The sequence below is a fragment of the Pseudoalteromonas sp. OFAV1 genome (assembly GCF_021532595.1).
GTDB classification, from domain to species: Bacteria; Pseudomonadota; Gammaproteobacteria; order Enterobacterales; family Alteromonadaceae; genus Pseudoalteromonas; species Pseudoalteromonas lipolytica_C.
Map to the genome: position 1 here is coordinate 1 of NZ_JAKGBG010000088.1, position 6,021 is coordinate 6,021.

A 6,021-nucleotide genomic window follows, 5' to 3' on the forward strand; every position below is an offset into this window, starting at 1 on the left:
TCGCTTAGCTCATGATACATTTTTGAATAACAAGATAAATGCAACTTCACATTCGATTTACAAGGATGTATCAAGGACTCGCAATCAACTTGGGTTCGAAACTGAAACAATTAAAGAAGCAATGAAGATTGGCCTTAATAATCTGTATAAAGAGAAAAATTCCAAATCTATATATAAATTCTTGGATCACAAAGTAAGTGCTGACATTAAAAGGTTCAAAAAATTTCGTCGTGATAACAATGTAGAGTCTATTAAAGCTATCTTATTTCATCTTAATGCTCAATCTTATAATCAAGACCTAAGAAAGCAATGCAAGATGGATATTTCTGCCGATATCTTATTTAGCATTCTCCACTTGCTAAAAACAAATGATGTGCCGGATACGCATATTGACTTGCTACTAATTAAACTATCCACTAACATTAGGCCCCACTTTTTCAATAGCGAGAAATCAATAAGCCTAATTTTTTACTTAATTGAATTAATGACATTTCTTTCTAAACAAGAAAACAAACCGTGTACAACACGTAATAAAGCCTACTCGTATTTAATAAAATCATTCACTGGGGAACACTCTTTAAAAACTACTTCTCTTAGCTTCGGTTATGCGTATGCGGTTATTCTTGAGAACTTAATGGGGTATAAAGACGTTACTAAAAAGTACCTTTTAGATAACTGTGTTGATGATAATATCTATATAACCATGGCACATTTAGAGAACATCGTTTCTATGTTTAACTTCAAGACAATCCTAGATTCTTCAGGTATTGCTTACCAACCAATTATCGACATTATTAAAAAATATCATTTCAACCAAATGTCAGCTGGATATAAAATTCAAGCCTTTAGCAACATTTTCATTAAAGCTATTGAGAATAATGATCCCGACTCTCTTAAACCTTTGATTACTAATGGTCTTTTATTTAATACATCTGAATACAGTATCAATAGCGGTATACAGGAAACCCGACGCCATATTTATGATATTTCAGAATTTGTACCAGAAAGTTCAACTTTTACTTCGATAGCAAAAACAAAAGAACAATCATACCGTGCTTTCATTTGTGACAAAATTAAACGTATTGAAAACAAGAACAATCGCTCACTTTTTGCATCTTATTTAATAGCTTCATGTGCAAATAAAGCATTGCAAATTGATACGTATAAGTCACTAGAAATTAACTCTGACAAGTTAGTCGAGACATGCTACGCATCTGGCCATATTCACTTGATATCAAAGATCTATCGTGTAATGTTACTAGTTAATAAGGAAGAAACGCCATTGTCCGTCATGAGACAGGCCAAACCAGAATTAAAGCCTTATATATTAAGTATTATGCATGACTAAAAAAATCCAAGACATTCTTAAAACTAAAGATTTGTCATCCGTTGTTGAACTGACTGATGATGAGGTTTTTTCAATCTGCCGCTCTATCAAATGTTCAGCTAATATTGATACACTGATTTCATCAGGAAACTTACTTTCTAACATTAAGGCTAACAATAATCTTTTTGAAATAAGTCTAGTTTATGAGTTTTACAATAAATTTATTACCACAAGAGCGCTACATAACAATATCGCTCACTTTTTATCGGAATGCTCGGTGTTTGATGGAAGAATAGATAAAGACAAACTTTTAACACTTTTAAAGTTTGGCGCCATTACTCCTATAAGCCTAATCCACTCAATCTCGAGTGAGCGTTCTATCATGCGTAATCTTTTACTTAAACTACTAAATGAGAATTAAATATGTGCAGAAAAAAATGTTCAAAGACAGCTTGCCCTTTTGCGCATACGGAGGAATCTGAAACCATACAAAACTATGGATGTCTACCTACACCATACGAGATAATTGGTATGCAGCTAATAAAAGGGAAAACATGGGCATGTCACTCTGATCCAACTAAGCCTTGTCTAGGAGCATTAAAGCGGCTCAAAGAGTTGGACATTAAGGTAAATACTCGTAATTTCGAGCTAGTTACAGAGGAGACTATTCTAATCGAAGATATTACTTTCACATCTAATGAAAAAGAAATATTAGAAGTAAAGCTGAGCCTTAATTAAGGCCCAGCTTATAAGTATTAGCTCGCATCGAAAGGAAACGAACGATATGTAGTTTCATTTGAGCCCGACATGCGCTCAGCTGCTTTTTTCTTCATATTACTGGAAGTTAGATCAACACACTCTTCGAATGCTTCTTTCGGATCTTTGCCTAGATTAGCTTCATAGGCTTTCGCCCACTTTTCACAATAATTAAGCAGCTTTGATACTGTTTCTTTAACATCAAGGCGCTCTGAGCGAACTTCGACTTTCTTTACTACAGGTGCTGGCTCTACAGGCTTTTTAGCACTTGAAGAACAGCCAGCTAAACCAACCAACGCAATCACGACAATAGACATACTAATTTTCATATAAATAACCTTTTTAATTAATTGCTGCTCAAAAATACCACAAAAAATAATTACATCAAGCAGTAATTATTTTTTGTGAAATAAGTTTTTGCAGTATCTTTCTGCATAAAATCATATACAGCCACCGAGCCATCTTGAGAAACTAGGTAGGCTTTCTCATCACAGCATTCTAGGCTTCTATTAGCCCTTTCCGATAACACTATCTTAGGGTAATAACCCTCAATCCACCTTTTTAATTTCAGATTGCTTTTTAGATTAATTATCATATCGCCGTCAACCATCTCAATGCGCGAAAAAATGGCCAATATCGCTAACTTAGATACCGTACTTAATAGCTCTATTAACGTTTTGTTCTTGTCTTTGACGACATAATACTGCCTCACTTCATCATCCAACATTAAGTGAGTTGATTTCGAGTAAGTATTCATTCTATGCGCGACTGTTCCTACAACTGTTAGGGTTCTCTCGTTATCAAAACATGTTCTCCCCTCATCTACTACTGATGAAACGGTATCTTCTTTTAATTCTGATATGGATAACAATTCAATTTTACTTACAAAGACAAAATCAATTGAAAAATCTCTCTCTGCCCACTCATTTAGCCAATTAATTGATACATAATCATGCCTTGGCACAATTAAATTACCATCTTTATTGTATGCAAAGCGGTCTAAGACCAAATTAGATGCTGCGTGAGCTACTTGGGCCATTAGCTTGCCAACTGGCATACCCAAATCTTTATTTATCACAATTTTTTCTGTCATAATAATTCTTAATAAATGTATTCGATATCGAAAATAATATTTTTAATCATCTATTTTCCTATATTGTTAATTCATTCTCAATAGTTGATTTGATATCTTTTTATTGCTAAAATAACCCTACTATCAACATTTAAGGTCTTATGATGTCTCTATCCGAACGCTTTCCAAATCGAATTGATACTGGTAGATCATATCAATTCGATTTAGAAACTATTTACCGCAATTTTCAAAAGCATCTAACATGGTTAAGTAACCCGACGCCAGAAAATCAAACACATGATACTTCTGACCGTTATACTTGTGGCTTCCCTATTCCTGACTTTCAAAGAGAGCCTTGCTGGAGCGTCGCTCAGGAAGTGAAATTTATCGAAAGCCTAATACTTCAACTTCCTATCGGTAATGACTATATTGTACACGAGACTGGTTATAATGATGATGGCTCTCCAGCTAAATACTCAGGTTGGCTTGTAGATGGGCAGAATAGGCTTCTATCTCTAGAAAAGTTTTGGTCCAATAAATTTCCAGTATTCGGCTTTTATTGGAAAGACCTTACTCGCGCTGAACAATTACGCTTCTTTAAGTTGCCATTTCCACAGAGAAGGTTAGATGTGTGGGATTATGACATTTTAAATGCCATCTACGAGCAGCTGGCATTTGGTGGCGTACCACATAAGAAATAACCGGTATCTTTTTATTGCACAATTAGTTGCGAAATGATATCATCAACTTACAAAATCAAATAAGGCTATAGTATGGAAAATCTACAAACTCTCATAAACAAAGAAAATGCTATTCTTAAGGTATTTAATAAACCTTTGATGGACATTAATCAATTAAGTCTTAAACAAATTTCTTCTTTGAAAGCATCAATTCAGTCAGGTCTTTCCCCTGAAAACTTGCACCTTGATGGGCTTGCAACAAAAGAACATGTAGCCAGCAAAAAGGCGTTCTTTGATAGCTGTTCAAAAGAATTGAACAAAGCTCATCAGTTGTACTATGTAAAACAGGCATCTGAAGGTGAGTCTGTGAATGTTGATTTTGAATCCCACTGCGGCCAAGACCTTGAGAAGATGCTACTTAATGAAGGCTTTACTCATAGAAAAACCTACTCTGAATGCAAAAAAGCCTCACATGAAGCTCATTTAATAAAGCATTTTGATGGAAAAACGCTGAAGGTAGACATTCTACAGTCAACTTTTATGGGGCGTTTTACGCAATTCCATGCATTTTTAGCTCGAAATTAAATTAACAGTTACGTGCTCTATCTAAATATCTTTAAATATTGCCAATAGAGCGCATTTTTTGTAAACTGAAAGCATCAACAGGTAAGTTTTAAAGCAGGGAATTAAATGTCTGAATTATCTAAAAACATCATAAATAACATCTCTATCGAAGATGCTCAGCAACTCAAAGTAGGCCAATGGGTTTGGGTTAAGGCAGACGAATTTTACCGTAAATCCCTACCTGCTTTTCATGACTTAAGTAGAGATGCTTGGTTCGGTTGTATCACTCATATCGGTTCAAACTATATCCAAGTTGAAGAGCCTGATTCGCGTCAAGGATATAATAGTGTTCGCGTCCATTTTGATGACATCAACAAACAAGTATCTCTTGAAGGCAACCCTGATGCAATCATTTCAAATTCAATCGGTCACTACAAGGGTGAAACTGTATCCATAATTGGGCAAATAAATTCTTTGGTTAGCGAATTAGGGCTCACTAATAAAATTGCAAGCAACTCTTCAGTATCTACATCAACCGGTCTTAGCACTATTATTAATCATGGCGCCGTAGATGCACTTAAAAATGAGCTTATGGAAGCGAGAGATGTTAAATTACCTGAGCTCGAAAATAAGTTGAAATCAGCTAATGAAGGGCTAGCTAAATGGTCTATGGCAGCATCAAAAGGTCTGTCAATTTCTGCGCTTCAGTTTAAGAATATGCAAAATATCGCTGAGGAACGAATCCAAAACATCTCTCTTTATACGGGCATTTCCGAGGATATTGTTCAGATCCAAGATGGTAATCCTGCAACAGCTGACGACAAATTACACGTTTTCCAGCGTAAGTTATATATGGATGAAACTTCACTATTAGATTACCGTTCAGGTGGTTTAGAACTATCTAATATTGCCTCATTTGATCAATGGTTATGCCGTAGCGAAAATTTAGAACGGATCTTATCTTTCCCACGTTCTATGGTTGTCTTTCAAGTAAGAAGAAACGACAAAGAGCGACCTGTTCGAAAAATATTGGATTCATTTTTTAATGATCTTGAAGCTAAACAAGACAAGCTTACATTTATATACATAAGAAATGGCGAAAAAGTACATAGAATCTCAACTGAGCTTAGTTTTGACGACTTAGTTTTCCCTACAGGTATCGTCGGCCTAGCTGAGCCAGCTGTTGCCAAACGATTTGGCCGTTCAATCGAAAAAATCATTACTAAACGAGAATATGAGTCATTACTAGATAAATACAATGAACAAGCTAGACTCCACAAAAAATGGTTCGAGGATAACCCATTAGATGAATGGTTAAATGCTGATAGCTCTCGTTTGGAGAGCCAATACAGACTTTCAAACCCAGTAAAAGTATAGTGAACTACTCGGAGCTAAAGCTCCGAGCTTCCAAGATAGTAGCCTAAGCTACTAACCTTTCTTTTTTGACGCTTCGTTGGACACTGCTAATCGAGCTTTTGGCTCGGCTAGTCTTACAATTGCCTCCACGTCCACTATCTGACTTAGTTCTGAGAACTCCATCGTCAGACAACTCCGTTCCAGAGTCTAAAATGAGATTGATTGCCCGTTTCTTTATAACCAATGATGCATTGTTGTCTGCATTG

The 6,021-nt window shown here is 35.6% G+C and carries 7 protein-coding genes; 5 read left to right on the forward strand and 2 right to left on the reverse strand.

The window, feature by feature from the left end; translation table 11 throughout:
- Both L1267_RS23415 and L1267_RS23420 read left to right on the forward strand, forming a co-directional pair.
- The coding region (locus L1267_RS23415) for a hypothetical protein (protein WP_235384407.1) at nucleotides 1–1,348 on the forward strand (1,348 nt) is incomplete at its 5' end.
- Nucleotides 1,341–1,748 (forward strand): hypothetical protein, encoded by a 408-nt coding sequence (locus L1267_RS23420; protein ID WP_235384408.1) that lies wholly within the window; start codon nucleotides 1,341–1,343, stop codon nucleotides 1,746–1,748. The genes L1267_RS23415 and L1267_RS23420, both read left to right, overlap by 8 nt.
- A 334-nt stretch (nucleotides 1,749–2,082) precedes the next feature.
- Here the strand turns inward: L1267_RS23420 and L1267_RS23425 are convergent, their stop codons facing one another.
- Together L1267_RS23425 and L1267_RS23430 are read right to left on the reverse strand one after the other, a co-directional pair.
- Nucleotides 2,083–2,412, reverse strand: a complete 330-nt coding sequence (locus tag L1267_RS23425) for a hypothetical protein (protein WP_235384409.1) — start codon at nucleotides 2,410–2,412, stop codon at nucleotides 2,083–2,085.
- 50 nt (nucleotides 2,413–2,462) lie between these two features.
- Nucleotides 2,463–3,176: a peptidyl-tRNA hydrolase gene (locus L1267_RS23430; protein ID WP_235384410.1), complete on the reverse strand. Its 714-nt coding sequence runs from the start codon at nucleotides 3,174–3,176 to the stop codon at nucleotides 2,463–2,465.
- Between the two features lie 143 nt (nucleotides 3,177–3,319).
- On the opposite strand from L1267_RS23430, the gene L1267_RS23435 reads away from it, so the two are divergent.
- From L1267_RS23435 to L1267_RS23445, 3 genes are all read left to right on the forward strand, one after another.
- Nucleotides 3,320–3,856, forward strand: coding sequence for a DUF262 domain-containing protein (locus tag L1267_RS23435; protein WP_235384411.1), 537 nt, complete (start codon nucleotides 3,320–3,322; stop codon nucleotides 3,854–3,856).
- Nucleotides 3,857–3,928: 72 nt separating this feature from the next.
- On the forward strand, nucleotides 3,929–4,420 hold the full coding sequence (locus tag L1267_RS23440) for a hypothetical protein (RefSeq protein WP_235384412.1): 492 nt from the start codon (nucleotides 3,929–3,931) through the stop codon (nucleotides 4,418–4,420).
- Between the two features lie 105 nt (nucleotides 4,421–4,525).
- Complete coding sequence (locus L1267_RS23445; protein ID WP_235384413.1) at nucleotides 4,526–5,776, forward strand: hypothetical protein; 1,251 nt, start codon at nucleotides 4,526–4,528, stop codon at nucleotides 5,774–5,776.
- The last annotated feature ends 245 nt before the right edge of the window (nucleotides 5,777–6,021 follow it).